General features: G+C 73.2%; 20 protein-coding genes and 2 pseudogenes. 10 read left to right on the forward strand and 12 right to left on the reverse strand.

Going from position 1 to position 26,148, the window contains the following annotated elements:
* The first annotated feature begins 68 nt into the window (after nucleotides 1-68).
* Entirely contained in the window at nucleotides 69-1,049 is a 981-nt protein-coding gene (locus ACP4E5_RS37005) for a TauD/TfdA dioxygenase family protein (protein WP_425836617.1), read from the forward strand.
* A 34-nt stretch (nucleotides 1,050-1,083) separates the two neighbouring features.
* Here the strand turns inward: ACP4E5_RS37005 and ACP4E5_RS37010 are convergent.
* A pseudogene (locus ACP4E5_RS37010) lies at nucleotides 1,084-1,491 on the reverse strand (CoA-binding protein).
* An 89-nt stretch (nucleotides 1,492-1,580) separates the two neighbouring features.
* Entirely contained in the window at nucleotides 1,581-3,551 is a 1,971-nt protein-coding gene (locus ACP4E5_RS37015; RefSeq protein ID WP_425836620.1) for an APC family permease, read from the reverse strand.
* Between the two features lie 133 nt (nucleotides 3,552-3,684).
* Between ACP4E5_RS37015 and ACP4E5_RS37020 the strand changes: the two genes are divergently transcribed.
* The 3 genes from ACP4E5_RS37020 (at nucleotide 3,685) to ACP4E5_RS37030 (ending at nucleotide 8,852) form a co-directional block, all read left to right on the forward strand.
* Nucleotides 3,685-4,305, forward strand: coding sequence for a YigZ family protein (locus ACP4E5_RS37020; protein WP_425836623.1), 621 nt, complete (start codon nucleotides 3,685-3,687; stop codon nucleotides 4,303-4,305).
* 120 nt (nucleotides 4,306-4,425) lie between these two features.
* Entirely contained in the window at nucleotides 4,426-5,592 is a 1,167-nt protein-coding gene (locus ACP4E5_RS37025; protein ID WP_425836624.1) for an exonuclease SbcCD subunit D, read from the forward strand.
* On the forward strand, nucleotides 5,589-8,852 hold the full coding sequence (locus tag ACP4E5_RS37030; protein WP_425836627.1) for an AAA family ATPase: 3,264 nt from the start codon (nucleotides 5,589-5,591) through the stop codon (nucleotides 8,850-8,852). Before ACP4E5_RS37025 ends, ACP4E5_RS37030 begins: the two co-directional genes overlap by 4 nt.
* 70 nt (nucleotides 8,853-8,922) lie before the next feature.
* Here the strand turns inward: ACP4E5_RS37030 and ACP4E5_RS37035 are convergent, their stop codons facing one another.
* Nucleotides 8,923-9,372: a hypothetical protein gene (locus tag ACP4E5_RS37035; protein WP_425836630.1), complete on the reverse strand. Its 450-nt coding sequence runs from the start codon at nucleotides 9,370-9,372 to the stop codon at nucleotides 8,923-8,925.
* 59 nt (nucleotides 9,373-9,431) lie between these two features.
* On the opposite strand from ACP4E5_RS37035, the gene ACP4E5_RS37040 reads away from it, so the two are divergent.
* Nucleotides 9,432-10,286: an SDR family oxidoreductase gene (locus tag ACP4E5_RS37040; RefSeq protein ID WP_425836633.1), complete on the forward strand. Its 855-nt coding sequence runs from the start codon at nucleotides 9,432-9,434 to the stop codon at nucleotides 10,284-10,286.
* A gap of 3 nt (nucleotides 10,287-10,289) precedes the next feature.
* Here ACP4E5_RS37040 and ACP4E5_RS37045 read toward each other — a convergent pair whose 3' ends face one another.
* The 3 genes from ACP4E5_RS37045 to ACP4E5_RS37055 form a co-directional block, all read right to left on the reverse strand.
* Nucleotides 10,290-11,987: a DUF885 domain-containing protein gene (locus ACP4E5_RS37045; protein WP_425836636.1), complete on the reverse strand. Its 1,698-nt coding sequence runs from the start codon at nucleotides 11,985-11,987 to the stop codon at nucleotides 10,290-10,292.
* 98 nt (nucleotides 11,988-12,085) lie between these two features.
* Nucleotides 12,086-13,396: a GNAT family N-acetyltransferase gene (locus ACP4E5_RS37050; protein WP_425836638.1), complete on the reverse strand. Its 1,311-nt coding sequence runs from the start codon at nucleotides 13,394-13,396 to the stop codon at nucleotides 12,086-12,088.
* A gap of 101 nt (nucleotides 13,397-13,497) precedes the next feature.
* Nucleotides 13,498-15,081: an alkaline phosphatase D family protein gene (locus ACP4E5_RS37055; RefSeq protein WP_425836641.1), complete on the reverse strand. Its 1,584-nt coding sequence runs from the start codon at nucleotides 15,079-15,081 to the stop codon at nucleotides 13,498-13,500.
* Between the two features lie 265 nt (nucleotides 15,082-15,346).
* Here ACP4E5_RS37055 and ACP4E5_RS37060 point away from each other — a divergent pair, with 265 nt between their 5' ends.
* Nucleotides 15,347-15,763 carry a VOC family protein gene (locus ACP4E5_RS37060; RefSeq protein WP_425836644.1) on the forward strand — a complete coding sequence of 139 codons (417 nt, stop codon included), beginning with the start codon at nucleotides 15,347-15,349 and terminating at the stop codon, nucleotides 15,761-15,763.
* Here the strand turns inward: ACP4E5_RS37060 and pdxR are convergent.
* On the reverse strand, nucleotides 15,721-17,181 hold the full coding sequence (gene pdxR, locus ACP4E5_RS37065) for a MocR-like pyridoxine biosynthesis transcription factor PdxR (RefSeq protein WP_425836647.1): 1,461 nt from the start codon (nucleotides 17,179-17,181) through the stop codon (nucleotides 15,721-15,723). The genes ACP4E5_RS37060 and pdxR overlap by 43 nt on opposite strands.
* A gap of 104 nt (nucleotides 17,182-17,285) precedes the next feature.
* Between pdxR and ACP4E5_RS37070 the strand changes: the two are divergent.
* Nucleotides 17,286-18,122 (forward strand): annotated as a pseudogene (locus ACP4E5_RS37070) (EamA family transporter); the annotation flags it as partial.
* A gap of 45 nt (nucleotides 18,123-18,167) precedes the next feature.
* On the opposite strand, the gene ACP4E5_RS37075 reads toward ACP4E5_RS37070, so the two are convergent.
* A complete protein-coding gene (locus tag ACP4E5_RS37075) occupies nucleotides 18,168-18,998 on the reverse strand; it encodes an alpha/beta fold hydrolase (RefSeq protein ID WP_425836649.1) in 831 nt (276 codons plus the stop codon).
* Between the two features lie 154 nt (nucleotides 18,999-19,152).
* Between ACP4E5_RS37075 and sigJ the strand changes: the two genes are divergently transcribed.
* Both sigJ and ACP4E5_RS37085 read left to right on the forward strand, forming a co-directional pair.
* Entirely contained in the window at nucleotides 19,153-20,040 is an 888-nt protein-coding gene (gene sigJ, locus ACP4E5_RS37080; RefSeq protein WP_425836652.1) for an RNA polymerase sigma factor SigJ, read from the forward strand.
* A gap of 225 nt (nucleotides 20,041-20,265) precedes the next feature.
* Nucleotides 20,266-21,027 (forward strand): GntR family transcriptional regulator, encoded by a 762-nt coding sequence (locus ACP4E5_RS37085; RefSeq protein WP_425836654.1) that lies wholly within the window; start codon nucleotides 20,266-20,268, stop codon nucleotides 21,025-21,027.
* 14 nt (nucleotides 21,028-21,041) lie between these two features.
* Here the strand turns inward: ACP4E5_RS37085 and ACP4E5_RS37090 are convergent, their stop codons facing one another.
* From ACP4E5_RS37090 to ACP4E5_RS37100, 3 genes are all read right to left on the reverse strand, one after another.
* A complete protein-coding gene (locus ACP4E5_RS37090) occupies nucleotides 21,042-22,199 on the reverse strand; it encodes an ROK family protein (protein ID WP_425836656.1) in 1,158 nt (385 codons plus the stop codon).
* Between the two features lie 130 nt (nucleotides 22,200-22,329).
* Nucleotides 22,330-22,980, reverse strand: coding sequence for a response regulator (locus ACP4E5_RS37095; protein ID WP_425836658.1), 651 nt, complete (start codon nucleotides 22,978-22,980; stop codon nucleotides 22,330-22,332).
* Nucleotides 22,981-23,178: 198 nt separating this feature from the next.
* Entirely contained in the window at nucleotides 23,179-24,132 is a 954-nt protein-coding gene (locus ACP4E5_RS37100; protein WP_425836661.1) for an alpha/beta fold hydrolase, read from the reverse strand.
* A gap of 99 nt (nucleotides 24,133-24,231) precedes the next feature.
* On the opposite strand from ACP4E5_RS37100, the gene ACP4E5_RS37105 reads away from it, so the two are divergent.
* The gene (locus ACP4E5_RS37105; RefSeq protein ID WP_425836664.1) at nucleotides 24,232-24,825 is read left to right on the forward strand and encodes a TetR/AcrR family transcriptional regulator; all 594 of its coding nucleotides are present in this window, start codon (nucleotides 24,232-24,234) and stop codon (nucleotides 24,823-24,825) included.
* Between the two features lie 23 nt (nucleotides 24,826-24,848).
* On the opposite strand, the gene ACP4E5_RS37110 is transcribed toward ACP4E5_RS37105, so the two are convergent.
* A complete protein-coding gene (locus tag ACP4E5_RS37110; RefSeq protein ID WP_425836666.1) occupies nucleotides 24,849-26,114 on the reverse strand; it encodes a sensor histidine kinase in 1,266 nt (421 codons plus the stop codon).
* Nucleotides 26,115-26,148: the final 34 nt, after the last annotated feature.

Consider the following 26,148-nt stretch of genomic DNA (forward strand, 5'->3'; position numbering starts at 1 on the left):
CCTGCGCCGCGGCCCGCCGCCCCGGCGGTAGCGGACACCGCCCACCCACCCAGTGAAGGGGTCCCTCCATGACGTCCACCGCACCCGCCGCGACCACCGCACACGCCACCTCCGCGCCCGAGGTCACCGTCGAGAAGGTCGGCGGCAGGATCGGCGCCGTGCTCTCCGGGGTCCGCCTCGGCGGCGACCTGGACGAGGCCACCGTGGCCGCCGTCCGGGCCGCCATCCTGGAACACAAGGTCGTCTTCTTCCGCGGCCAGGACCACCTCGACGCAGGGAGCCACGAGGCGTTCGCCCGCCTCCTCGGCACCCCGGTCGCTCACCCCACCGTCCCGTCCGTCGACGGCCGCTACGCGCTGGGCATCGACAACGAGCACGGCGGGCGCGCCAACCAGTGGCACACCGACGTCACGTTCGTGCCCGCGTACCCCGCCTTCTCCATCCTGCGCGCCGAGGTCGTCCCGCCGTACGGCGACAACACCCTGTGGTCCAACACGGCGGCCGCGTACGCCGAACTCCCGGAGCCCCTGCGGGTGTTGGCCGACAGCCTGCGCGGCGTGCACACCAACGACTACGACTACGCGGCCGCCCGCCCGGAGGCCCCCTCCGTGGCGATCGAACAGCACCGCAAGGTGTTCACGTCGACCACGTTCCAGACCGAGCACCCGGTCGTGCGCGTCCACCCGGAGACCGGCGAACGCACGCTGATCCTCGGCAACTTCCTGCAGAAGCTCACCGGCTTCAACGCCCGCGACTCACGCGCCCTGATCGGCGTCCTCCAGTCGCACATCGAGCGGCCCGAGAACACGGTCCGCTGGCAGTGGCGCGTCGGCGACGTCGCCATCTGGGACAACCGGGCCACCCAGCACTACGGCGTCGACGACTCCGACGCCCACACGCGCACCCTGCGCCGCGTCACCATCGACGGCGACGTACCCGTCGGCGTGGGCGGCCGCCGCTCGACGCTGCTGCTGCCCGAGGCGGTCCCGGAGCCCGCGTACGGCATCGCCTCCGGCGCCTCCACGGACGGGGAGTTCGCCCAGGCGTGAGGACTCTGAGGACCCTGAGGGCTCCCGCGGCGGGTCAGCCGAGCCGCGGGACCTCGATGGCGGGGCACTTGTCCATCACCATGTCGAGCCCGGCCTCCCGCGTCCGCCCGTACGCCGCCTCGTCGACGACGCCGAGCTGGAACCAGACGGCCTTCACGCCGATCGCGGCGGCCTCGTCGGCGACCGGGCCCGCGAGGTCGCTGTTGACGAAGACGTCGACCACGTCGACGGGGAAGGGGATGTCCGCGAGCGAGGCCTAACCCTGCTCCCCGTGCACGGTCTCCGCCTTCGGGTGCACCGGCACGATCCGCTTGCCGAAACGCTGGAGGACGCCGGCGACCCCGTAGGCGGCGCGGGTCTGGTTCGAGGAGAGGCCGACCACCGCCCAGGTGTCCCCGGTCTCCGTGAGGATCTTGCGGACCGTGTCGTGATCGCCGTACATGGGGGCCTCCTGGGACGGGACGTTTCTTCGTACGGTCTTCTTCGTACGGACAGGACAACTCCTCGCGCGGCGCGGGGATTCCGGCGGGCTCAGCCCACGTGCACGCGCGGGCGCCGCGCCGGGTCCGGTTCCGCGCGGCGGAGCACCTCGCGGGTGACCGGGGCGACCTCCCCGTCGCCGAACACCAGGAAGCGCAGCAGGTGGCCGACGGGGTGGCCCTCGGTCCAGTTGAAGTAGGCGTGCGGGACGCTGCCGGTGCGTTCGCGCAGGTCCATGAGGACGGCGGCGGCCGTGTTGGGGACGCCCGGGCCGCGCACCCGCAGCCGCCGCACGCCGTGCTTCTCGTCGCCGTGGACGAGCAGGTCCTCGGTGAAGTCGGAGGAGTCCTGGATGAAGACCTCCAGGAACAGCACCCGGCCGTCGTCCGGCATCGGCGTGTCCTCGCGCTGGCAGTGCTCCTTGTCGCGGTACTCCGCGGTGGTGTGCTCCTGCGGCTCGTTCGCGATGATCCGCAGCGGCCCCTGCGCCGCCGCCTCCTCGATCAGGCGCAGCGCCGTCTCGTCGTACGTGACCGCGCCCGCGCGCAGTTCGAAGGCGCGGTGGACGCGGGAGGCGAAGGAGGTGATCAGGATCGCCGCGATGAAGATGACGGCGATCTTGATGCCGTCGGGACGCTCCACGACGTTCGTGACCAGGGTGTAGGCGAAGACCGCCGTGATCGCGCCGAACCCGACCGCCGCCCTGCGGTGGCCGCGCCGGTGCACCGCGACCGTCGAGGCGAACGACGCGGAGAGCATCAGGACCAGCACGCCGGTCGCGTACGCGCCGGACTGGTCGTCGACGTTGGCGTTGAACCAGAGGGTGATGAAGACCGCGGCCGCCATGAAGACGAGGACCAGCGGGCGCACGGCCCGTGTCCACTCGGGAGCCATGCCGTAGCGCGGCAGATAGCGGGGCACCAGATTGAGCAGGCCCGCCATCGCGGAGGCGCCCGCGAACCACAGGATGGCGATCGTGGAGACGTCGTAGACCGTGCCGAAGCCCTCGCCGAGATAGGCGTGCGCGAGATACGCGAGCGCGCGCCCGTTCGCCGAACCACCGGCCTCGAACTCGTGCTGCGGGATCAGGATCGTCGTGGCCAGGCTGGACAGCAGCAGGAAACAGCTCATGATCAGCGCGGCCGTCGTGAGCAGCTTGCGGGTGTCGCGGATCCGGCCCTTCGGCTTCGCGTACGTGTCCGTGGAGTCGCCCTGGACCTGCGGCATCACGGCCACGCCCGTCTCGAAGCCGGACATGCCGAGCGCCAGCTTCGGGAACACCAGCAGCGCGACGCCGATCATCATGAACGGCGACGAGTGCTCCGCCGTCATCCCGTCCCACCAGTTGCCGATCTTGACCGGCTCGGTGAACACATGGGCGGCGGCCGTGATCAGCACGACGATGTTCAGCGTGAGGTAGGCGCCCACGAGCACCACCGCGACCCGGATCGCCTCCTGGAACCCCTTGAGGAAGACCGCGCCGAGCGCCAGGAGCAGCGCCAGCGTGATCCAGGTGTTCTCGCCGTGCAGCCCGGCGGGCGCGAACGGGTTCTCCACGACGTGCGCGGCCGCGTCCGCCGCCGACAACGTCATCGTGATCATGAAGTCGGTGGCGGCGAACCCGAGCAGCACGAGCACGAACAGCTTCCCCGCCCACCAGGGCAGCAGCCGCTCCAGCATCGCGATCGAACCCTCCCCGTGCGGAGACTCCTTCGCGACCCTGCGGTACACCGGCAGCGCGCCGAGCAGCGTGAGCGCGATCAGGAGGAGCGTCGCGAGCGGGGAGAGCAGGCCCGCGGCGAGCGCCGCGATGCCCGGCTGATAGCCGAGCGTGGAGAAGTAGTCCACACCCGTCAGACACATCACGCGCCACCACTTGTGGCCCTTGTGCTCCTCGGGGACATGCCCGTGCGGACCCTGATGGCGGGCCGTCCGCTCGCTCAGCCCCTCCAGCAGCCAGGAGCGCCAGCGGCTCGTGGTGGACGCGGGGGTGGCGGGGCTCGCGGCCTCGGTGCCGGTCATGTGCGGGTACTTCCTGTCGGACGACGCGGACGACGTGGACGACTTCCTGGGACGACGAGCGAGTATCCAGCACATCGTCACCTGTGCGTCGGGCGGGGGCGAGTCCTGTGCCACCTGCGCATACGCTGGTCCGATGCAGGACGAGTACCGCACGGTGGCCCGCGAGGGCGTGCACGAGACAGAGATCAACCGCTCCCGGTTCCTGTGCGCGCTCGCGCCCGCCGCGACCGAGGAGGAGGCCCAGGCCTTCGTCGCGCGCGTCCGCAAGGAACACCCGACGGCCAACCACAACTGCTACGCCTACGTCATCGGTGCCGACGCCTCCGTACAGAAGGCGAGCGACGACGGCGAGCCGGGCGGCACGGCGGGCGTGCCGATGCTGCAGATGCTCACGCGGCGCGACATGCGCTACGTCGTCGCCGTGGTCACCCGCTACTTCGGCGGCGTGAAGCTCGGCGCCGGCGGCCTCATCCGCGCCTACGGAGGCGCGGTGGGCGAGGCCCTCGACGCGCTCGGCACGGTGACCAGGCGCCGCTTCCGCCTCGCCACGGTGACGGTCGACCACGCGCGCGCGGGCAAGATGGAGAACGACCTGCGGTCCACCGGGTGCGAGGTACGGGACGTCCAGTACGGCGCGGCCGTCGTCATCGAGATCGGCCTCCCGGAGGCGGACATCGACCGGTTCCGGGGTTGGCTGGCGGACGCGAGCGCGGGCACGGCGGGCTTCGAACTGGGCGGGGAAGCGTACGGGTGACCAAAGAAGCCCCGCCGGCGTTTGAGGCGCGGGGTCCGGGGCGGAGCCCCGAGACGTGAGGAACGGCTACCGCAACGATCGCCCCACCGATGTCAGACCCACCCATTAGCCTCGGGTGACATGAGACTGCTCCACACATCCGACTGGCACCTGGGCCGCTCGTTCCACCGCGTGAACATGCTCGACGCCCAGGCCGCGTTCATCGCCCACCTCGTCGACACCGCCCGCGAGCGGAGCGTCGACGCGGTGGTCGTGTCGGGTGACGTGTACGACCGGGCGGTGCCGCCGCTGGCCGCCGTGGAGCTGTACGACGACGCGCTGCACCGCCTCGCCGAGCTCGGGGTACCCACGGTGATGATCTCCGGGAACCACGACTCGGCCCGCCGGCTCGGCGTGGGCGCGGGCCTCATCGGCCGGGCCGGCATCCACCTGCGCACGGACCCGTCCCGCTGCGGCGAACCCATCGTGCTGCCGGACGAGCACGGCGACGTCGCGTTCTACGGCCTGCCGTATCTCGAACCCGCCCTGGTCAAAGACGAGTTCGGGGTGGCGAGGGCCGGGCACGAGCAGGTGCTCGCCGCCGCCATGGAGCGGATCCGGGCCGACCTCGCCGCGCGCCCGGCGGGCACCAGGTCCGTCGTCCTCGCGCACGCCTTCGTGACCGGGGGAGCGCCCAGTGACAGCGAGCGGGACATCACGGTGGGCGGCGTCTCGGCGGTCCCGTCCGGTGTCTTCGACGGCGCGGACTACGTGGCGCTCGGACATCTGCACGGCAGCCAGGTCATCAGCGACCGGGTCCGCTACTCGGGCTCCCCGCTGCCGTACTCGTTCTCGGAGGCCGACCACCGCAAGAGCATGTGGCTGATCGACCTCGACGCCGGGGGCGCGGTCACCGCCGAGCGCCTCGACTGCCCGGTGCCGCGCCCGCTGGCCCGCATCCGCGGCGACCTCGAGGACCTCCTCGCCGACCCGGACCTCGCCCGGCACGAGGAGTCGTGGGTGGAGGCGACGCTCACGGACGCGGTCCGCCCGGACGACCCCATGGCCCGCCTCTGCGACCGCTTCCCGCACACCCTCAGCCTGCTCTTCGACCCGCGCCGCACGGACGACGAGCAGCCGGACGCCAGCTACGCCGAGCGCCTCCAGGGGCGCGACGACCACGAGATCGCGGAGGACTTCGTGACCCACGTCCGGGGCGCGGGGCCCGACGAGAGGGAGCGGGCGGTGCTGCGGACCGCGTTCGACGCCGTACGCACGGACGACGTCCTGCGCGAGGTGGCCCGGTGAGGCTGCACACACTCACGATCACCGCGTTCGGCCCCTTCGGCGCCACGCAGATGGTCGACTTCGACGACCTGTCGGCGGCGGGACTCTTCCTCCTCCACGGACCGACCGGCGCGGGCAAAACCTCCGTCCTCGACGCGGTCTGCTACGCGCTGTACGGGTCGGTGCCCGGCGCCCGGCAGGGCGGCAGCGGCCAGGGGCAGAACCTGCGCAGCGACCACGCCGACGCGGGCGTGCGCACCGAGGTCGCCCTCGACCTGACCGTCGCGGGCCGCCGCCTGGAGATCACCCGGCAGCCGCCGTTCGCGCGCCCCAAGAAGCGCGGCACCGGCTTCACGACGGAGAAGGCGCAGAGCTGGCTGCGTGAGTACGACGCCGTGGCGGGCGAGTGGAAGGACCTCAGCCGCTCCCACCAGGAGATCGGTGAGGAGATCACACAGCTGCTCGGCATGAGCAAGGACCAGTTCTGCCAGGTGGTCCTCCTCCCGCAGGGCGACTTCGCGCGCTTCCTGCGGGCCGACGCGGAGGCCCGCGGCGAGCTGCTCGGCCGCCTCTTCGACACGCACCGGTTCGCCGCCGTGGAGCAGCGGCTCGCCGAGGACCGCAAGGCCGCGCAGAAGCAAGTGGCCGCGGGGGACGCGGAGTTGCTGGCGGATGCCCACCGCATGCAGCAGGCTGCGGGGGACGTGGTGGAACTGGACCCGGTCGACGCGGCGCCGGGCGACCCCGGCATCGCGGACTCCGTCCTGACCTGGGCGGCCACGGCCCGCTCGACCGCGCGCGAGCACTTCACGCACGCCCATCTCGCCCTGGACGCGGCCGAGTCGGCGCGGATCGCGGCGCAGCGCGACGTGTCCGACGTGACGGAGACCCACCGCCTGCAACTCCGCTTCGCGCAGGCCCGCGAGCGGGCGGCGTCCCTGGAGGAGCGGGCCGGGGAACACCGCGACCTCAAGGACCGCATGGACCGCGCCCGCAAGGCGGCGACGGTGGAGCCGGCGCTGGCCCTCCGGGACGAGTCGGAGGCGGCGCACCGGGAGGCGTTGGCGGAGGACCGGCGGGCCCGGCAGGAACTGCGGTCGGCGTGGCCGGGCGCGGCACGCTGGGCGGACGCCGGTTCGGACAGCGCGGGTGAGGCGGCGGATGGTCTCTTCCCGATGCCGCCCGTTCCGGGGAGCCATGGCGAATCCGCCGCCGGGACGCCGGGCCCCGGCGTCCCGGCGGCCGAAGCAGGCCCCGCATCGGCGGAGGAGTGGTCGGGCGCCGCGGGCGCCGACGGCTCCGCGTCCGGTGCCGGTGCAGAGCAGTCGTACGCGCCCGACGCCGACCCGGCCTCCGGCATCCCGGCCTCGCCGGAGGCGCTCGCTGAGGCTGCCCGGCGTGTCGCTCAGGAGCTCGGTGGGCTCGACGCGGCGCGGCGGGCCGAGCGGCGGCTCGCCGAGCTCACGCGGGAGCGCGCCGACCTCGACCGCGAGGAGCGCGCCGACACCGACCTGCTCGCCGACACCGAGGGCTGGCTGGACGGTTGGGACGCCCGGCGCGCCGACCTCCAGGCCCGGGTCGACGAGGCGCAGGAGGCCGCGACCCGCGCCGAACACCTCGCGGGACAGCTCGAACCGGCCCGCAAGCGGGCCCGCGCCGCCGTCGACCGCGACCGGCTCGCCGAGCGCGTGGACGTCGCGGAGGCCGACGCGCTGCGCGCCCGCGAGCAGGCGGCGAGCGCGCACGAGCACTGGCTCGGCCTGAAGGAGCAGCGGCTGCGCGACGTCGCCGCCGAACTCGCCGAGGCCCTCGTCGACGGCGAACCCTGCACCGTGTGCGGCGCGCCCGAACACCCCGCGCCCATGCGGAAGTCCGAGGGGCACGTCGACCGGGCCGCCGAAGAGGCCGCGCTCGCCGCCTACCGCGCCGCCGACGAGCGCCGCACCCGGGCCGAGCGCGCCCTGGGCGACGTACGGGAGGAACTGGCGGCGGCGAAGGCCGCGGCAGGGGAGGCGCCCGCCGCGCAACTCGCCGATGCAGCCCAGGATTTGGCGGAGCGACACGCCGAGACGCACGCCCTCGCGGCCACCGCGCACCCCGCCCGCGAGACCCTCGCCCGCGCCGACAGCGAGCGCGACCGCCGCCTCGCCGCCCGCCAGGAGGCCGCGCAGCGGACCGCGGCGCGTACGTCGCTGCGTGACGCCATGGACCGTGAACAGGCGGGTCTTGAGCGGGAGTTGACGCAGGCTCGGGGTGCGGCCGAGAGCGTCGAGGCGCGCGCGGAGCAGCTGGAGCGGCAGGGGGCGCTGCTCACCGAGGCGGCCGACGCGGCCCGCGCCGTCGAGGACACGGCGCGGCGCCTCAAGGAGGCCGACGCGCGACTCGCCGACGCGGCGTTCCGGGCCGGGTTCGACACGCCGCAGGCCGCGGCCGCCGCGCTGCTCGACGACGACCGGTATCGCGAGCTCCAACACCGCCTGGACGCCCGGCAGTCGGAGGAGGCGGCCGTGCGCGCGGTGCTCGCCGAGGAGGACACCGCCGAGGCCGCCCGCAGACCCGCCGCGGACGTCGCCGCGGCCCAGGCCGCCGCGCAGGCCGCCGACGCGCGCGTGCGGGCGGCCGGATCCGCACGCGACGCTGCCCAGCGGCGCTGCGCCGAGCTCGACCGGCTCTCGCGCCGCGCCGCCACCGAGGCCCGCCGCCTCGGCCCGCTGCGCGAGACATACGACCGGGTGGCCCGGCTCGCCTCCCTCGCGGCCGGCACCGCCGCCGACAACGAGCGCAAGATGCGCCTGGAGTCGTACGTGCTCGCCGCCCGCCTGGAGCAGGTGGCGGCCGCCGCGACCGCGCGCCTGCGCCGCATGTCGTCGGGCCGCTACACCCTGGTGCACTCCGACTCCCTTGCGGGGCGCGGCCGTTCGGGCCTCGGCCTGCACGTCGTCGACGCGTGGACGGGCCGCGAGCGCGACACGGCGACGCTCTCCGGCGGCGAGACCTTCTTCGCCTCGCTCGCCCTGGCACTCGGCCTCGCCGACGTCGTCACGGACGAGGCGGGCGGCGTCCGGCTCGACACCCTCTTCATCGACGAGGGCTTCGGCAGCCTCGACGACCAGACGCTCGACGAGGTCCTCGACGTCCTCGACTCCCTGCGCGAGCGGGACCGCAGCGTCGGCATCGTGAGCCACGTCGGCGACCTGCGACGCCGCGTGCACGCGCAGCTGGAGGTCGTGAAGGGCCGAGAGGGATCGGTGGTGCGCCAACGCGGAGCCCAACACGCCTGACCCGAAAGACCGTCAGCACCCGATCGCCCGTCGCGGCGGCGCGGACGAGCGCGCCCGACCCGTCGGCCCGTCAGCGGGTCCGCTCGGCACGCCTGCGCGTCGCCGCCAGCCTGCGGACCATCAGCGCGCGATGCGCACCCGAGTCGATCACCAGAAGCCGGTAGACGCGGCCGAGCGGGCCGGGGAACGCCGCGTAGGTACGGGCGCGCACGAGCGTGCCGCCGGGGCGTTCGGCCAGGTCGAGGGTCAACTCGTAGCGCGAGTACAGGTGTCGCCCGACCAGCCGTGCCGAGCGCCCGGGTACGGCATACACCACGGCGAATCCCGGCAGGGTCGAGCCCTGGGCGAGCGGAGCCCCGCTGGACCGCGGCGGTGTTGCCCGGATGAACCGCGCGTACACCTCGAAGGACCGGCCACCGCTCCGCCCGAACTCCGCGGCCACGACCGGCCACACCCGCTCGACGGGGGCGTCGACCACGATCCTGTGCTCGTCGACGAAGGGCGGGCGGGCAGACTCCATGAGGTCAGGATAGGCGCGCAGGTACCGGTGCGAGAGGCCCGTCAGGCATGATCCATGGCATGCCGAAATTTCCCCCGCCCTCTCCGGAGGAACTCCATCGCGACCCCCTCCCGCTGCGCGGTCGCGCCGCCCTGGTCACCGGTGCCAGTCGGCGCGGTGGCATCGGGTTCGCCGTGGCCCGGCGGCTGGCCGCGTACGGGGCGAGCGTGTATCTGCACCATCACGTGGCGCACGACGAGGCGATGCCGTGGGGCGCCGACCGGCCCGACGACGTGGCCGAAGCCGTGCGGGACGCGCGTGGCGAGCCGGACGCCGTCGTCGCGCACGGTCCGGCGGATCTCACCGGAGCCGACGCCCCCGCGCGCCTGATCCGGGACGCCGCCGAAGCGCTCGGGGGACGGCTCGACATCGTCGTCGCCAACCACGCCCTCAGCGGCCGAGACGGCACCCTCGACACCATCGACGCCGCCATGCTGGACGCCCATTGGGCCGTCGACGCCCGCTCCGTGGTGCTGCTCGTCCAGGCCTTCGCCCGGCACCGGGCCGCCACGAACACGACGGAGCCCGGCGGTCGCGTCGTCATGATGACCTCCGGGCAGGACATCGCCGACGGCATGCCGGACGAGATCGCGTACGCCTTGCAGAAGGGCGCGCTCGCGTCGGTCACCCGCTCGCTCGCCACGACCCTCGCCCCGCAGTTCGTGACCGTGAACACCGTCAACCCGGGCCCCGTGGACACGGATTACCTGGACGGCGAGGCGTACGAGTCCATCGCCGAGCTGTTTCCCGCGAAGCGGTGGGGGATGCCCGATGATCCGGCGCGGCTCATCGCGTGGCTGGCCACGGACGAGGCCGCGTGGATCACCGGGCAGGTCATCGGATCGGAGGGCGGCTTCCGTCGGACTCTCGTCTGAGGACTACAACTTGGAGAGCTCGTCCACCAGGTCGTCGAGGCCGAGCGAGCCCTGCGACAGTGCCGCCATGTGCCACGCCTTCGCGTCGAAGGAATCCCCGTGCGCGGCCTGCGCGCCCGCGCGGCCGAGCAGCCACGCCCGCTCGCCCAGCTTGTAGCCGATCGCCTGGCCCGGGATCGACAGGTACCGGGTCAGCTCGCTCTCCACGAAGTCCGCCGGACGGCTGCTGTGCGCGCCGAAGAACTCCTGCGCGAGCTCGGGCGTCCAGCGCTCGCCGGGGTGGAACGGCGAGTCCGCAGGGATCTCCAGCTCCAGGTGCATGCCGATGTCGACGATGACGCGGCACGCCCGCATCATCTGGGCGTCGAGGTAGCCGATCCGGGTCTCCGCGTCCGTGAGGAAGCCCAGTTCGTCCATCAGCCGCTCCGCGTACAGCGCCCAGCCCTCCGCGTTCGCGGAGACGATGCCGAGCGTCGCCTGGTAGCGGGAGAGGTCACCGGCGACGTGCGCCCACTGCGCGAGCTGGAGGTGATGCCCGGGGACGCCCTCGTGGTACCACGTCGACACCAAGTCGTAGACGGGGAAGCGGGTCTGACCCATCGTCGGGAGCCAGGTGCGTCCGGGGCGCGAGAAGTCCTCCGACGGCGGTGTGTAGTAGGGCGCGGCGGCGCTGCCTGCGGGGGCGATGCAGGACTCCACCTGCCGAACCCGGTCGACCAGCTCGAAGTGGGTGTCGTCGAGCGCGCCGATCGCCTCGTCCATCAGCTTCTGAAGCCACTGCCGCACCTCGTCGACGCCCTCGATGTGCCGCCCGTGCTCGTCGAGGTGTGCGAGCGCCACCCACGGGGTCTCGGCGCCCGGAAGGATCTTCTCGGCCTCCGTGCGCATCTCTGCGAGCAGCCGGTGGAACTCGCTCCAGCCGTACGCGTACGCCTCGTCCAGGTCGAGGTCCGTGCCGTTGTAGTAGCGCGACCAACGCGCGTAGCGCTCGCGGCCCACCACGTTCGGCGCGCCCTCGACGGCGGGCGCGTACACGTCCCGCATCCAGTCGCGCAGTGCGACGGTCGCGGCGTCCGCGGCGCGCGCCGCCTCCGTCAGCTCCTCGCGCAGCGCCTTGGGCCCGGCGGCCGCGAACTCCTCGAACCAGCCCTGCCACTCGCCGAGTTGGCCGATGAACGTCTGCGTCGGACGCGGCGCCGCGGGCAGCTTCCGGTCCAGGCCGAGCGCGAGCGTCTCCCGGTAGCCGGCGAACGCCGCGGGCACGGCGCGCAGCCGCTCGGCGATCGCCGCCCAGTCCTCGTCCGTGTCGGTCGGGGTGACCGTGAACACCTCGCGCGCGTTGTGGATCGGCGAGCCGAGGTTGGAGACCTCGCGCAGGTGCTCGTCCGCCTCGTGCACCGCGAGGGCGGCGGTCAGGCGCTCGCGCAGCAGCCGTGCGCAGCGCCGCTCGACGTCGCTGTCGGCGCCGGGCGCGCGCTCCGCCTCGTCGAGTCTCGCGAGGGTCTCACGCGTGAGGTCCGCGACCGCGGCGAGACCGGCGGGGGACAGGTCGGGCAGCTTGCTGTGGGCCTCCCGGACGCCCAGGAAGGTGCCCTCCACGGGGTCGAGCGCGACCATCGCGTCGACGTAGGCATCGGCGACCTGCCGGGGCAGTGGGGCTGCGGAGTGCTGAGAGCTCGCGGTGTGTGGCATGCGACACATCCTCGTACGAGTGAGGGCCCCACGTCACCATGATTCGCCGCGGGCGGAAGCGGCGGCCCACACCCCCACCGCGGGGAGGCGGGCCGCCGCTCACGCGGTCACCCGTGCTGCTCGGCCCGCTCGAACTCGCCCTCGTCCTCGGCCTCCTGCGCGTACGGGAGCAGGGAAGCCGTCGGCGCCGCGTCGAGCCGGGCGGTGATCACCAGCGTGCCCTCCTCGATCTGGTAGTCGAGGGGAAGGCCGAGGCCGCGCATCGCCGCGACCATGCCCGTGTTGGCCGACTGCGTCACCGCGTACACGCTGGCGCAGCCCGCCTCGACCGCCATCGCGACGAGGCGGCCCAGGAGTTCGGCGCCGATGCCGCGGCGCTGCCAGTCGTCCTCCACGAGCAGCGCGACCTCGGTCTCGTCGCCGTCCCACAGCAGATGGCCGAGGGCGACTATCCGTCCCGAGGCGGTCTGCGCGGCGAGGGTGCGGCCGTAGCGCGGGCTGAGCAGGTGGTTCAGATAGCGGTCCGCGTCGGCGACCGGCCCGTGGTAGCGCCTGGCCAGCGTGGCCTGCGAGCACCGGTCGTGCATCGCCTTCGACAGGGCGAGGTCGCCGCTGTCGGCGCGCCGCACCGTGATGTCGTTGCCCTCGGGCAGCGTCAGGACGTCCTCGCCGTGAGGCACCCGCGGGCCGAGCCGGGTGTCCAGCTCCACGAGCGCGCGGGCGCGCGCGAACTCGGTGGGCGTGAACGGCAGATACGGCCGCTCCACCTCGATGACCCCGCCCTCGGGGGTGCGCAGCCGCAGCACGGTGTCGTCGAAGCCTCCCTCGACAGGCGCGCCGCCGTCGCCGCCGCGCGCGCCGACCGCCTTCGCCGGCAGCGACTTGATCGTGCAGCGGCCCAGCAACTGGCGCAGGGAGAGCGGGAGTTCGGCGGCATCGAGGGCGGTGCGGGTGGCGAGGCCGAGGATGCGGGTGGGGGCGTCCACCAGGTCGTGGGCGTCCGCCCGCTCGACCCAGGTGTCGGCGCCGCCCGCGCCGAGGACCGCCCCGGCCAGCTCCTGCGAGGTCAGCTCCTCGGGGGCGCGCAGCAGGAACTCGTCCACGGTGCCGTCGGCGAGCGGGTGCGTCTGCAGGCTCAGGATGTCGACCCGCTCGCGGGCGAGCACCGTGCACAGCGCGGCCAGCGACCCCGGCTCGTCCCGCACGGTCGTGCGCATCCGCCACAGCGTGCTGTTCGCCGGGTCGGGCGGCCCGGCCGCGGCCTCCGGGGAGGCGGGCGGCCGGGCGCCGGTATCCGCCGCCGGTGGCGCGTGCTCCTTGCGTCGTGACCACAGCAATCGGAGCCCGGCCGCGGCGGTGGCGAGCAGGGCCGCGGCGCAGCAGAGGACAACAGCGACAACTTGCGTCTCATTACTCATGCGTCCACTGTGCAGGACCGGTGTTGCGTGATCACAAACGCTTTGTGACCGACGGGTTAAGCGTGCTTATGTCTGTTTTTGGGTGCTGAGTGGCCGAGCGGTCACTGTCCCACCCGTCCCGGCTGCAACGTCTGCGAGAACAGCACGTCGCCGCCCTCCTGTCGCAGCCGTACGGTGAGTTCCCCGCTGCCGCCGTCGATCTCGACCTCACCGAAGTACGGCGGGGTCTCGGCCGGCGAGGTGTTGTTCCGGTCCGGCGACTTGATGAAGACCTGCCGCGGGCCGAACGTCCCGTCCAGCTTCACCGCCTTGAACCCGCCCGCCGCGAGCGGCCCCGACACGAACTCCCAGAACGGCTCGAAGTCCTTGAACGCGGCGTTCGACGGCTCGTAGTGCTGCGCGGACGTGTAGTGCACATCGGCCGTCAGCCACAGGGTGCCGGTGATCCGGTCGTGCTTGATGTGCCGCAGCAGCTCGGCGATCTGGAGTTCGCGCCCGAGCGGCGCGCCGGGGTCGCCCTGCGCCACCGCCTCGAAGTTCGTGCCGTCCGGGACGACGAGGCCCAGCGGCATGTCGGAGGCGATCACCTTCCACACGGCGCGCGAGCGCGACAACTCCCGCTTCAGCCAGGCCAGCTGCTCGGCGCCGAGGATCCCGGTCGTGTCGTCGGCCTGCCGGTCGGTCGAGTTCGCGTTGCGATACGTCCGCATGTCGAGCACGAACACGTCGAGCAGCGGTCCCTGTCGCAGCACGCGGTACACGCGGCCTTCGGTGTCACCGGGCGGCAGCGTCGAGACCGGGAAGTACTCGCTGAACGCGCGCAGCGAACGGCCCGCCAGCACGTCGACGTTCTTCTCGGTGTAACGGTCGTCGTCCAGGATCTGACCGGGGTACCAGTTGTTGTGCACCTCGTGGTCGTCCCACTGCGTGACCGTGGGGACCTGGGCGTTGAAGCGGCGCAGGTTCTCGTCGAGCAGGTTGTAGCGGAACGCGCCACGGAACTCGTCCAGCGTCTCCGCGACCTTGGACTTCTCCTCGGTGGTCACATTGCGCCACACGCGCCCGTCGGGCAGCGTCACGCTGGGCAGGATCGGGCCGTCGGCGTAGATGTTGTCGCCGCTGCTCAGGAAGAAGTCCGGGTCGAGGGCGCGCATGTCCTCGTACACGCGGTAGCCGCCGCGGTCCGGGTTGATGCCCCAGCCCTGCCCGGCGATGTCGCCGGACCACAGGAATTTCACCCCGTCCCGGCGCGACACGGGCGCGGTACGGAAGGCCCCCGCGACGGGCTCGCCGGTGCGCCGCGGGTCGTCCGGGTCGGCGAGCCGCACGCGGTAGTGGATCTGCTCGCCGGGCGGCAGTCCGCGCAGCCGGGTCGTCCCGGTGAAGTCGGTGCCGGGGCCGATCAGCGGCCCCTGCCATCTGGTCACCTTCTTGAACGATTCGGTGGCCGACGTCTCGACGACCATCCGCGCGGGCCGGTCCGAGCGCACCCATACGAGGCCCGAGTGCGCGCCCACGTCTCCCGCCTGGACGCCCCAGCCGGCCTTCGGGCGCCCGGAGAGCGCGAACGCGGGCGCGGCGACGGCCCCGCCGACCGCCGGAAGGGTCAGCGCCGCAGACGTGGCGAGCGCGCCGCGCAGCACTCCGCGGCGGCCGGGCCGGGCGGTTTGCGGACGGTCTGACATGGATGCCTCCAGTGACGGTCTCGACGACAGTGCGGTGCCATGGCCGGTGCGCGGCGCCGCTCTGCCACTCCTACTGCCGTGCCACGGCGCGCACACGAACCCCAAGTGAACAACTGTCCCCACCGACTGGGGAACCGGACGCGCGGAACGCGGCCGAAGGACCTAGGCCCCAGGAACGAGCCTGGCCGGGCCCGGCGCCCGATGTCCGGAAGATCGTCGCTGCCTAGCCTGGGGAGCCATGACACAGGCGTCGAAGGGGAGACCGATGACCGCAGTGACACCGCCGGGCTCGGCCCATGTCCGCATCGCCCGCCCGTCGCTCGACCTGGCCGCGGCCGAGCGCTTCTGGGTGCGCGGGCTCGGCCTGGCCGTGGTCCACCGCATGACCGGGACGCTCCCCGGTGAGCACGATCTGCTGATGCTCGGCCACCCCGACGCCGCGTGGCACCTCGAACTCGTCCACGAGAAGGACGCGCCGGTCCACCCGCGCCCCACGGAGGAGGACCTCCTCGTCATCTACCTGGACGGGCCCGTCCAGGACGAACTCGTCGCGCGCCTGGAGGCGCACGGCGGCAAGCGCGTCGTATCGCCCAACCCTTACTGGAACGAATGGGGCGTCACGGTCGAGGACCCGGACGGCTACCGGCTCGTGCTGTGCACGCGCGCGTGGTCCAACTCCTGAGCGGCGCACGCCAGTAGGCGCACCCCTTCGGCGATGCGCGCCGGAGGCAGATGCGCGTAGCCGAGCACCAGGGACACGTCGTCGCCCGCGCCGCCTCCGTAGTGGTCCAGCGAACGGACGGACACCCCGGCGGCCGTGCAGCGGTCCAGGAGTTCCCGACGCGGCCCGAAGCGGCGGGGGAGCGTGGCGATGGCGTGCAGGCCCGCCGCGATGCCGGAGACCTCGGTGCCGGGAAGGTGCTCGTGCAGCGCCGCCACCAGGGCGTCGCGGCGCTCCTTGTAGGCGCGTTGGCAGCGGCGCAGGTGGCGGTCGTAATCGCCGCGCTCGACGAAGCGGGCGAGGACCGCCTGGTCGATGGCCGGGTTGCCGAGGTCCATGTAGCGCTTGCGGGCGACGACGTCGTCGGTCAGCGCGTCCGGCACGACCAGCCAGCCGAGCCGCAGCCCCGGCGCCAGCGACTTGCTCACCGACCCGGTGTACGCGACGCGCTCCGGGTCGAGTCCCTGGAGCGCGCCCACGGGTGCGCGGTCGTAGCGAAAGTCCCCGTCGTAGTCGTCCTCCACGACCAGCCCGCCCACCCGCCGCGCCCAGTCCAGGAGTTGGGCCCTCCGGGGCGCCGAGTACGCGATGCCCGAAGGGAAGTGGTGCGACGGGGTGGTGATCGCCGTGCGGACCCCGGACTCCCGCAACGGCCGCAGGGCGAGCCCCTCGTCGTCCATCGGGAGGCGCACCGCCCGCGAGCCCACCGTCGCGAACAGGTCCTCGTACTGCGGGCTGCCCGGGCTCTCCACGCCGATGTCGTGCTGCCCACGCGCGCGGAGCACGATGACGAGCAGCGTCACCGCCTGCGTCACCCCGGAGCACACGATGATCCGCTCCGGGTCCGCCACCACGCCGCGCCGCCGCGTGAGCAGCTCGGCGAGGGCCGTCCGCAGCCGGGGGAGGCCGCGCGGGTCCGGGTAGCCGAGGGTGTGGTGCGGGAGGTCGGCGAGCACCGCGCGCTGCGCCGCCGACCACGCCGCGCGCGGGAACAGCGACAGGTCCGGGGTCCCCGCGACGAAGTCGACCCGTACACCGGTCGAGGGGCGCGGCGCCAGATCGCTCGCTCCCGGCGCGGCCGCCCGCGCCGCCCCGCCCACCCACGTCCCGGCGCCCCGCCCGGCCCGCAGGTACCCCTCGGCGGTCAACTGCTCGTACGCCTCCGTGACCAGGCCCCGCGACACCCCGAGGTCCCGCGCCAGATCCCGGCTCGACGGCAGCCGGGTGTCGGGCGCGAGCCGCCCCGAACGCACCGCGTCCCGCAGCGCGGACTGCAAGGCACGCCCACGCGCGCGTGGCGGCGCGGACGACGCGGGCAGCAGCAACTCCCAGGCGGGGGAGGACGATTCGCGGCCCTCCGGGGCGGACGGCTGTGTCATACCGGGACCCTACGGTGGTCGCCCGGCTGTCCGTGATTGGTCCCCGATAGGGCCGAGCGAATGGACCTCGTGGCGGACCAGCCGTGCTCCTTAACGTCGCCTCCATGAAAGCCACTTCGCTTCGAGGCTCCCTGCTCGCCACGCTCGCCTGCGTCCTCGTGGGCGGCTCGTTCACCGCCAACAGCGTCCTGGGCCACTACCCGTACGCAGGCGGCCAGTTCCTCCGCTACGCCGTCGCGTGCCTGCTGCTCCTGCCGCTGCTCGGGCGGGGCGGCCTGCGCCCGCTGAGGCGGCTCGCGCCGCGCCAGTGGGCCCGGCTCGCCCTGCTCGCCGCCGTCGGCATGGTCGGCTTCAACCTCGCGGTCCTCGCCGCGGAACGCACCGCCGAACCGGCGGTCCCCGGCGTCTTCGTGGGATGCGCGCCCGTGGTGGTCGCCGTACTGGTGCCCCTGTTGAGCGGGGCGCGGCCCGGACGGGCCGTGCTGTACGGGGCGTTGCTCGTGGCGGCCGGGGCCTTCACGGTCCAGGGGTGGGGGCACACGGACGTCGCCGGGATCGCCTTCTCCGCGTGCGCCCTCCTGGGCGAGGTCGGCTTCGCGGTGCTGGCCGTGCCGGTGCTGCGCCCGCTCGGCCCCCGGCTGCTGTCCTGCACGGTGTGCGGAATCGCCGCACTGGAGGCGGCCGTCGCCGGGATCGTCGTTAACGGCGGCTCCTGGCTGCGGATGCCGGACGGCGCCGAGTTCGCGGCCCTGGTGTGGCAGGCCGTGGTCGTGACGGTCGTCGGCTTCGTGTGCTGGTACATGGGCATGCAGCGGATCGGCGCCGAGCGGGCCACGCTGTTCTCCGGGCTCATCCCCGTCGCGGCGGCCTGCACCGCGCCCCTGGTGGGCTCCGGGACGTTCGGCATCGCCCAGGGCGCGGGCAGCGTCCTCGTCGCCACCGGCGTCGCCCTGGGCTCAGGGGTGTTCGGCCATGTGTTCCGTACGTCAGCGGGTGCCGTCGAGGATCACGCGCGCGACGAGCGCCGGGTCGTCGTTCATCGGGACGTGCCCGCAGCCGGGGAGCTTGACCAGGCGGGCCTGCGGGATGACGTGCTTGGCACGGACGCCCTGGCGGCGCACGAGGAGGCGGTCCCTCGCGCCCCACGCGATGGTGACCGGCAACTCCTGGATGTCGTCCTGGAACAGCACCGAACGGCCGGCCTCCAGCGTCTCCCGGAACGCGGTCGCCTCCCGCAGGGCGAGCGTCTCCGCGACGACCGCCTCGGGTGAACGGCGGCCGGGCCGCGCGTAGATGGTGCTCGTGAGCGCCGCCCGCCCCGCCGCGGAGCGGGAGAGCCGCTCGATCACCGGCAGCGGCATGGCCCGCGCGCCCGCCCGCATCGCGAGCAGCGTCCCGAAGGCGTAGCGCCGCTCGGCCTCGGTCCAGAACCCGGCGGGGGAGAGCGCCGTGACGGACCGCACGAGCTTCTCCCGGCCGAGGCCGAGGGCGAGCAGCCCGCCCAGCGAGTTCCCCGCCACATGCGGCCGCTCGACCCCGAGATGACGGCAGAACGCGTCGAGGACCGGGACCACGCCGGCCACGTCGTGCGTGAGCCCGTCCGGCAGCGCGGGCGACTTCCCGAACCCCGGCAGATCCACCGCGATCACGTCCCGCTCCGCCGCGAGGATCGGCAGCACCGGCTGCCAGGCCTCCCAGTGGTGCCCGATCCCGTGCAGCAGAAGCAGCGGCTCACCGGTGCCCGCGCGCTCGTACGCGAGGCGTACGGTGCGAGGCCCTCCGGCGCTCTCGATGCTGAAGGACGCCTCTGTCGCCATGTCGCTCGCTCCTTGTTCCCCGCCACATCGCGACGGTCTCCTTAGACTCCTTGTCAGCAACAATTACCGCTCAGTAGCGCGCAGTTCAAGAGGCGTAGTCGAAGTAGTCGTGCGCCCGCTGGACAGCGCCCGATGTGTCCTATGGGATGGGTGGGTGGCCACCGATGCAGACACAGAGATCGATGACTTCGAAGAGCACCGCCCCGTCCTGATGGGCGTGGCCTACCGCATGCTGGGCCGGGTCGCCGACGCCGAGGACGTCGTGCAGGACGCCTGGCTGCGCTGGTCCCGCGCGGACCGGGCCGACGTCCGCGAACCGCGCGCTTACTTGGTGCGCGTCACCGCGAGGCTCGCCATCGACCGGCTGCGGCAGGTCCAGGCGCGCCGCGAGTCCTACGTGGGGCCGTGGCTGCCCGAGCCGCTCGTCACCGACTTCGGGCCCACGGTGCCCGACACCGCGGAGCGGGCCGTGCTCGCCGACTCCGTGTCGCTCGCCGTGCTCGTCGTCCTCGAGTCCCTCTCCCCGCTGGAGCGCGCGGTGTTCGTGCTGCGGGAGGCCTTCGGCCTGTCCTACGCGGAGATCGCCGGCACGCTGGAGCGCGGCGAGGCCGCCGTGCGACAACTGGCGGCACGCGCGCGTAAGCACGTGGACGAGCGCAGGCCCCGCTTCGACGTCGACCCCGTTCAGCAGCGCGACCTCACCGAACGCTTCCTGGCCGCCGCGTCCGAGGGTGACCTCGACGGGCTGATGGCCATGCTCGCCCCGGACGCCCGGCTCGTGGGCGACAGCGGCGGCAAGGCCAGGGCGCCGCTGCGGGTCATCGAGACCGCCGACAAGGTGGGCCGGTTCGTGCAGGGCGCCGCGCGGCAGGGGATGTCCGACGGCTTCGAGCTTCGCGTCGTGGAGTTCAACGGCACCCTCGGCGTGCTCGTCACAGGGAACGGAAAGCCGGACTCCGTCATCCAACTCGGCCTGCGCGAGGGCCGGATCCAGCAGATCTATATCGTGCGCAACCCGGACAAGCTCGGCTCGCTCGGGTAGGCACCGCTCCCGGCCTCCGACTCTGGCCCGCTCCCGTCACACATGCGGGGGCGGGCCTTCCGCGTTCCGTCACGCGCCGCCGCGTTCCGCCACGTGAGAACCGGACGAGGATTGGTATTGACCAAGTTCCGAGAACGGTCCTACTCTCGGCAGAGATAAGGCAGGAACCTTTAATAAACAAGGGCGCTAAAAAGCTGCCAGGGCGCGGCTGTTGCGGAGGACAGGGTGGGGACCACGCAGTTGGAAGCGGCTCCGGAGCCGAAGTACTGGCACCTGAAGACCGTGCTCACCGACGCGCTCGACTCCGAGTTCGCCGTGGGCGAGATCCTGCCGAACGAGCGTGACCTCGCGGCCCGCTTCGGCGTCGCCCGCGCCACGCTCCGCCAGGCACTGGAGCAGCTGGAGCTGGAAGGCCGGCTCCAGCGCCGCCGCGGCGTCGGCACCACGGTGGCGCCGCCGCGCATGGGCGTCGCAGTCGCGTCGAACGACCGGGACTGGCCCGGCGGCAGCGCCGACGCGTGGCAGGCCGTCGACTCCGCGGTCGAGGTTCCGCCGAGCGCTGTGGCCGCGGCCCTGGAGACGGGTCCGGACACCGAGGTGCACGTCCTGCGCCGTACCCGGGTCTCGCACGGCCAGCCGGTCGCGGCCGAGTTGCTGTACGTCCCCGTCGGCCAGGACCCCGACCTGACGGCCGTCGACGCGGTGTCCGGTGCGGCACGCGCGCGTGCGGTCGTGCGGGAGCTTCAGCGCCTCGGACTCGACGGGGAGGACCGCGCGGTCGAGCTGGGCTCGGCGCGCGCCGACGACGCGAAGGAGCTCGACCGACTGCCGGGCGCTCCCGTCCTCGTCGTCACGACCCGCTACTTCAGCCGAGGCACGACCGCCGCCGTCTCGGTGGCGACCTACCGCGCGGACACGTGCCGGCTCACCTTCGGTGACACGGCGGGCGTGGAGATCCACCACACTCCGCGGACACGGGCTTCGTAACGGCCCGCCGGTGCCTACCGGCGGGCGGTCACCGTGCTCTCCGTGGCGAAGAGTTCCTCTTCCACGTGGTCCAGCGCGAGCCGCAACGCCCCCGTGGCCACGGCCGCCTCGCCCAGCGTCGACAACGCCACGCGCGGGGGCCGCAGACAGTAACGCTCGAGCTCCCGCCGCAGCGGTTCCAGTACGCCGTCGAGCCCCGCGGCCCAGCCGCCCACGACGACCAGTTCCGGATCGAGCGCGAGCACCAGCGCCGCGACGTCGTGCACGAGCCGCTGAAGGAACCGCTCGACCGCGGCGGACGCCCGGTCGTCGCCCTCGCGCGCGAGCGTGAACACATGCGCCACGGCGACCTCGTCCAGCGGGTGCAGCGGCTCGTCCGTGGTGGACAGCAGCGCCTCGGGCCGCACCTCGCGGCCCAGCAGGTGCAGCGCGCCGATCTCCCCGGCGGCGCCACCGTAGCCACGGTGCAGGCGGCCGCCGATCAGGGCGCCGGCCCCGGGGCTCAGCCCCGCGAGGACGAAGACCATGTCGTCGGTGTCCGCCCCGGCGCCCTGCCAGTGCTCGGCGACGGCCGCGGCGTTCGCGTCGTTCTCCACGAGGACCGGGCACTTGAAGGAGCGCCGCAGCCGCTCGCCGAGCGGAAGCCCGGTCCAGCCCGGCAGTGCGGTGCCGAGCCGCACCGTCCCGTCCGCCTGCACGATCCCGGGGCTGCCGACACCGACCGCCCGCAATGAACCACGGGCCACACCGGCACGGCGCAGCAGATCGGCGACGGTGCCGCGCAGCTTCTCGAGTCGCTCGTCCGCCGGCGCGGCCTCGTCGACCTCCTTGGACGCCGAATCCAGCACCCTGCCGTCGAGCGCGGAGAGCACCGCGGTCACCCGGTGCGCGCCGATCTCCAGGCCGAGCAGATGCCCGGCCTCGGCCCGGAAGCGGAACTTGCGTGCGGGCCGCCCCTGCCGCCGCGCGCCCGGCTCCTCGACCGTGGTCTCCACGACGAGCCCGGCCACGATGAGCCCCTCGACGACGCCCTCCACGGTGGGCCGCGACAGGCCGGTGACGCGGGTGACCTCGGTGAGCGTCGCGAAATCGGTGGAGCGCAGCGCGTGCAGCACCACCGCGGAATTGATCCGCCTGAGCAGAGAGGGGTCCCCGCCGGTCAGCCGCCCCACCGTGGTCCTCCCCGCAGTCGCGCGTGTTCGCCGGATGGTACCCGCAGCCCACGACACCGGCGAGAGCCGGGTGCACCTCTGTGACGTACGTTGCTCAGCCGCGCGCACCCGGAACGGCGCAGGTCGGGCGTCAACTCGGCGCCACGAACCCCGATTCGTACGCCGCGATCACGGCCTGCGTCCGGTCCCGCGCGCCCAGCTTCGTCAGCACCGCGCTGACGTGCGACTTGACCGTCTCGGTGCCGACGACCAGGTCCCCGGCGATCTCCGCGTTCGACAGGCCGCGCGCCATGAGCCGCAGCACCTGCTCCTCGCGTTCGGTCAGCGCCGCGCGCTCCAGTGCTTCGCGGGCCGCCGAACTCCCGTACTCCGCGGCCAACTTGCGGACCGCCGCGGGGAACAGGAGCGACTCGCCCGCCGCGACGAGACGCACCGCGTGCACGATCTCCTCGGGGCGCGCCCGCTTCAACAGAAAGCCGTCGGCGCCCGCGCGCAGCGCCCCGTACACGTACTCGTCGTTCTCGAACGTGGTGATCACGAGGATCTTCGGCGGCCGTTCCGCGCCGCGCAGCACCGCGCGCGTGGCCTCGATCCCGTCGAGCAGCGGCATCCGGACGTCCATGGCGACCACGTCGGGCCGCAGCTCGCGGACCAGGGGAACGACCGCCGCGCCGTCCGCGGCCTCGCCCACCACCGTGATGTCCGGCTGCGCTTCGAGCACGGCGCGCAGGCCGGCGCGGACCAGGGGTTCGTCGTCGACGAGAAGCACGGTGAGCGGCACGCCGCCACCCTAGGCCCTGTCTTCAAACTCCCGTCTGCGTCGCGGCGCCTGGCACGCACGCTCGCGGCGTTGCCGAAAAGCCCGAGTAGCTCCGCTACTAGGGCTTCCCGGCGCCTTGCGATCGCACGCACCAGACGCCGCGACGCCGCCCTGCGGGCGACGACGGGAGTTTGAAGACAGGACCTAGTAGTGCCGCGTTCACCCGCGGTCGATGAACGCCGTCAGCGCGTCCACGACGGCGGCCGGCTGCTCCTCAGGGATGAAGTGGCCGGAATCCTGGATGACGACACCAGTCACGTCGTCCGCCCACGGGCTGAGGGAGGCGGCCATGTCGGGGACGGAGCCGTGGGAGCTGGAGATGCCCAGGACCGGGACGCTCACGTGGCGTCGTCCGAGGGCTTCATGGTTCTTGCGTGCCGACTCCGCGGCGTCGCGGTAGTAGGCGAGAGAAGCCCGCAGGCCGCCCTCCGCCGCGACCGCGGCCGCGTAGTGGTCGATCTCCGTACGGTCGAACGTGTCCGGGTGCAGCGTCTTGGCCCTCAGGAACCAGTCGATGTAGTCGTGCTCGCGGCCGGCGAGCAGCGTCTCGGGGAGGTCGGGCACCAGGTGGAACGCGAAGTGCCAGGTCTTCCAGGCCCGTTCGGGATCCGTCGGGATGGCGTCGGGGAGGCTGATGCCGGGGATGCCGGCGTCGAGCAGCGCGACACCGTGCAGGTGCTCCTCGTACTTCAGGGCCATGGAGAAGGCGACCCAGGCGCCGATGTCGTGGGCGACGAGCCAGTACGTCGACACGTCGAGCGCGGTCACCGCGGCCTGGACGCGCGAAGCGACGGTGTGCGTGTCGTAGGCGTCGTGGGGACGGTCGGAGTGGCCTTGTCCCGGCAGGTCGACGGCGATCACGTGGAATCGCTCGGCGAGGGCCGACGCCGCCTCGCGCCAGGCCCACCAGGTCTGCGGGAATCCGGCGAGCAGGACGACGGTGGGGTCCGTCGGCCGGCCGCCTTCCACGGCGTGCAACTGGACGCCGTCCGCGTCGACCCAGCGGTGCGTGAAGCCCGCGAGGTCGTGCAGGGGCAGTTCGGGTAGCGGGTTCCGGCCGGAAGGGCGAGGCGCGGCGGTTGCGGTATCGATGTCGATATCGGTGTCGGTCATGTGGGGAGGCTAACGCATCTTGAACCATTCAGTTCAAGATATACTGGGCGGGGGCCTCAACGGCCCGGTCCGGGCTCAGGAACGAGGTGCGTGCGCGCGATGGCCGGGAAGAAGCAGTTCGACGTGGACGTGGCGCTCGACGCCGCGATGGTCCAGTTCTGGCGAGCCGGATACGCCGACACGTCTCTCGACGACCTCTCCAGGGCTACCGGACTGAACCGCAGCTCCATCTACTCCTCGCTCGGCGACAAGGACGCGCTGTACTCGCGCTGCCTGGACCGCTACGCCAAGCGCTACGGAGACAGCTACGACCGGGCCCTTTCCGTCGCGTCCGACGAACCGCTGCGGGCACTGCGGGCCTTCTTCGACGTCACCCTGGACCGCATCGCCGACCCCGACGTGCCCGATGGATGCCTGGTCGCCCAGACCGCGCTGGCGATTCCGGCGCTGAGCCCCGGCATCGCCACGCGCGCGAAGGACGCCCTGGCCGCCCAGTGCGCCCGGCTGCGGACCGCCTTGGTCGCCGCGGGGATGACCGACGGCGACGCCGACGACTTCGCCGTTCACATCGCGGCGGTCAACCAGTCACTGGCCGTCATGAGCCGGGCCGGGGCGAGCCGGAAGCAGCTCCGGGCGATCACCGACGTCACCCTGGGCGCGCTCTCGCAGGCCCTGCGCGCACCCGTCGATTAGGCCCGGTCCGGAGCCACGAGGGTTCACGCGGCGGGCAGTTGGACGTGGACCTGCCACTCGTCGCCGAGCGGGCCCGTCCGCGCGTGCCCGCCGAGCAGCGCCGCACGCTCGCGCACCCCGCGCAGCCCACTGCCCGTACGGTCGTGCCGGGACGCGGCCCCGGACCCGGACGTGGCACAGGACCCGGCCCCGCGTCCAGGCGGCAGCGGGTTGCGCACCTCCAGGGTCAGCTGCTTCTCCGCGACCAGGAGGGTCACGGTGACCGGCACGGTTCCGCAGTGCCGCAGCACGTTCGTGAGCGCCTCCTGGAGGATCCGGTAGCCCTCACGGGACACCGGACCCGGCACCGTCTCCAGCGGGCCGGACACCGTCACCTCCACCTTCGCGCCCGAGGCCCGCGCCGAGTCGAGCAGCCGGTCCGCCTCCTGGAGGCTGGGCCGGCCGCCCACCGGCCGCTCCGCCTCGCGCAGCACCAGGAGCACCCGCTCCAAGTCCTCCAGCGCGGCCCGGCCCGTCTCCTCGATGGCGTCGAGGGCCCGGTCCGTGAACGCCGGATCGCCCGCCGCCCGCGCCGCACCCGCCTGCACCACGGCGACCGTCAGCGCGTGGCCGATCGAGTCGTGCAGCTCCCGGGCGATGCGATTGCGCTCCAGCAACTGCTCGGTGCGCTCCTCCAGAGCGGCAAGACGCTCAGCCCCGGACGGGCCGAGGAGCACCTGCGCCGTGCGGGCCGTCAGCCGGCCCGCGCCCGCCACCACGTACACCAGGAACAGCAGGACGAACGGGATCGCCGCCGCGCACAACCAGGGCGTCCGCGGAACCGGCAGCGGCGAGATCGAGTCGTCCCGCGCGCCCACGGCGCCACCCGTCAACTCGATGCAGAGCGACGCCGTGTGGCCCGAGAGCAGGGCGACCGAGAGCCCCAGGAACAGCCGCAGCACCAGCCAGACCGACGTCCTGCCGCGGTCCCGCCACGACGCCGAGGGCGCGACCGAGATCTCGCGCTCCGCGCCGGTCCCGGCCACGCGCGCGTGCTTCCCGGGGAACAGCATCATCCGCGCCTGAAGCCCCTCCGAGCGCCGCAGCACCGGAACCGCGCCGAGCGCCAGGAGCAGCGGCACGGGCGTCACGTAGACGAGCGCCCAGTCGCCCACGGTGGGAGAGGACAGCCCCGGGTAGATCATCGCGAACACGAAGGCGATCACCGACGAGCAGAGCAGATGCAGCCAGCGGGTGTACGTGACCGCTCGCGCGAGCGGCCTCAAGAGGCGGGGCGAAAAGCGGGGCATGCGGTCATCGTGCCAGCCGCCCCGCGGCCGACGG

This window comes from Streptomyces fractus (genome assembly GCF_049844455.1).
Lineage (GTDB): Bacteria > Actinomycetota > Actinomycetes > Streptomycetales > Streptomycetaceae > Streptomyces > Streptomyces fractus.